We start from the raw sequence: 2,490 nt of genomic DNA, 5'->3' as shown, positions 1-2,490 counted from the left end.
CCGGCTCCGTCTGATTTTTGGGCAGGATGCCCAATAAATCAGCATCTCCCTAAGTCAGGCCGCAGCACGGCGCAGGCCACTCCCTGCGAGCAGACGCGACAAACCAAATCGGACTCCGCGGCGACGGCGCTACAGAATCCCCTCGCGCTCCAGCTGTCGGGTCAGCACCTCGATCTGCACGTCCAGGTCCTCCACGTCCCGCTCCAGCAGCACCTGGTATTGATCGCGGAAGGCGGCCTCCACTGTCTCCAGCGCATGGCGGAAACGTTGCTCCAGCTCGGGCGCCGCGACCTCCCCATGGGTCTTCGCATAGCCCTCCACCACGCGCTGCACGCCATCCAGGTAGACGTTCAGAAACTTCCGCGCCCGCCACAAATCCCGCGGATCGTCCTGGACACGCGCCAGGATTTGCCGCGCCAGCGTGGCGATGCGTGTGAGCCTTCTGTCCAGCTCCGGCTGGCGGATGTTGCGGCTCGCCTGCTCGATGGCGGCGATGGAGCCGGCGGCGCGGCGCAGGGACTCGCTGCCATAGCTGCCCAAGCCCTGCGGCCGGCGGCGCAGGAAGGCGAAGTCCAAGCCATAGACCAGATGGAAGCCGAGCAGGGTCACCAGCGCAAAGGCGGCGCCGATGGCCGGATGATGGCCGGCACCGAGCCATGCCGTCACGCCGCTGCCCATCGCCATGAGCCCCGCGCCTGCGGTCTTCGGCGACCAGCGCTGCCACCAGGCAGCGGTGCCGGATGCGGCAGCTGCGTCGCGGAGCCCCCCGCGGGCCAGCAGCGCACCGCCGAGCAGCAGGCCATAGCCGAGGACATCGCCAACCAACAGCCCAAGCTGCCCGCGGATCAGCGCGACCAGTGCAGCGGCCGCCGCCGGCAGCGGCAGCAGGAAAAGCAGCCAGTCGGGCACTGTCGCGTCCGCTTCGGCCGCCGCGGGCGGAGCTGGCCCAGCCTGCCCGTTGATCCATCGCCAAAGCGCCACCACCAGCGCGACCACGATGGCGATGAGCAGGACAAGCAGGAGGAGTCGTTTCATGGCCGCGCCCTCAGGGCACCGCGACCGCTGTCGAGGCGGCCGTCGCCGGCGCGCTGCAAGACGTCAGCAGCGCCTGCGAGGAGGCGATACCGATGCCCACGACCAAGAACAAGGTGCCGACCAGGCGGCGCTGGCGTTCCGACATGGCAGAAGCCCTGCGTGAATGACCTCGAGCTGAGCGCGCCGCGGCCTTCGCTGGCGGCGACACCACCCCCCGGCGCCAGTATTGCGCGGAAGCGTACCGGCCCGCGAGCACAGATGAGCCAGGCCACCCAAATGACGCTCGCTCCTCCCGGGCTCATGGCTGGCAGCCTCCGACTCCAGTATCCACGTGCCCGCCATGCAAAGAAAAAGGCCCCGCGGCCGGAGCCGCGAGGCCTTTTCGTGTGTGTGGTAGCGGGGGCAGGATTTGAACCTACGACCTTCGGGTTATGAGCCCGACGAGCTGCCTGACTGCTCCACCCCGCAACTGAGCCGCCTATGGTAGCGCGGCGGAATTTGCCTGACAAGCCCTGTGTGGGAGATTTGGCCGAGCTGCCTATTTCCAGTGTGGCCAGGCGCAGCGGTATTGCTGGCGCGCTATGGAAGCGCCGATTGATTGGCGCTTCCCGTGCGGGGCAGGATGCCCCGCCATGTTCGGCGACGTAAGTCGCTGAAAATGAAGGAGCCGGGAAACCGCCCAATGTCTGGAGAGGCCCGGCTCCGTCTGATGTTTGGGCAGGATGCCCAATCAATCAGCATCTCCCTATGGGAGCGGCCTCTGGCTGCGGCTGCTCCGCTCGGTCGGCCATCGCGGGACGGACGCCGCTCCCACACGGGTCAGTCGTGAGGGGAGAAGTCCTGCGGGTAAGGGTTGGTGTGGTTGCGGCGGATATGGATGTAGCCGTGCTCGGAGGCGGCGTGGCAGTTGTTGCAGCCCACCAGCAGCTCGTCGTAGGCGGCGTCGATGGCATCGCGCTCGCCGCCTTCGATGGCGGCTTCCAGCTGCTCGAAGGCGGGCATCAGGGTCTTTTTCAGGTTCTCGGCGATGGGGATGCCTTCGTATTCCTCGATCTCGCTGACCGCCTCGATGACCTCTTCCACCTCGTGGACGTAGAAGCCCTCCAGCGTCGGGTTATTGGCGTCGACGGCGAGGCCGAGCTTGTGGGAGTAGTACTGCATGTTGTGCATCAGCAGCAGCAGATGCATACCCTCGAAGGGCGAGTCGTGGTCTTCGCCGTGCTCGCCCTCGCCTGCCGCTGCCGGCAGGCCGAGCACGAGACTCGCGAGCATCAGGAAAGTGGTGAATCGCTTGTGCATGGAAGGCTCCTGTTGCAGTGGGTGGGGATGGGGTGCGGGCGGATGCTCAGATGTTATACCCGTGGCTCAGAGTGTCTTCAGATATTCGAGGACCCCCCTCCCCTCAGGCCCCATCCACCCCGCCCCCAACACCTGCCCCCGCATCACACACCCAAC

General features: G+C 66.6%; 3 protein-coding genes and 1 tRNA gene. All 4 read right to left on the bottom strand.

What is annotated here, in order from left to right; translation table 11 throughout:
* Positions 1-129: 129 nt before the first annotated feature.
* Positions 130-1,035 carry a 5-bromo-4-chloroindolyl phosphate hydrolysis family protein gene (locus tag I6U14_RS00755; protein WP_296896071.1) on the bottom strand — a complete coding sequence of 302 codons (906 nt, stop codon included), beginning with the start codon at positions 1,033-1,035 and terminating at the stop codon, positions 130-132.
* A 10-nt stretch (positions 1,036-1,045) separates the two neighbouring features.
* The gene (locus tag I6U14_RS00750; protein ID WP_296896069.1) at positions 1,046-1,180 is read right to left on the bottom strand and encodes a hypothetical protein; all 135 of its coding nucleotides are present in this window, start codon (positions 1,178-1,180) and stop codon (positions 1,046-1,048) included.
* A gap of 246 nt (positions 1,181-1,426) precedes the next feature.
* A tRNA-Met gene (locus tag I6U14_RS00745) sits at positions 1,427-1,503 on the bottom strand.
* Positions 1,504-1,854: 351 nt separating this feature from the next.
* Positions 1,855-2,334 carry a hypothetical protein gene (locus I6U14_RS00740; RefSeq protein WP_296896067.1) on the bottom strand — a complete coding sequence of 160 codons (480 nt, stop codon included), beginning with the start codon at positions 2,332-2,334 and terminating at the stop codon, positions 1,855-1,857.
* Positions 2,335-2,490 lie beyond the last annotated feature (156 nt).

The organism is Thiohalocapsa sp., assembly GCF_019695415.1.
In the GTDB taxonomy this organism is placed as follows: Bacteria; Pseudomonadota; Gammaproteobacteria; order Chromatiales; family Chromatiaceae; genus Thiohalocapsa.
This window is presented reverse-complemented; position numbering and strand designations above follow the sequence as displayed.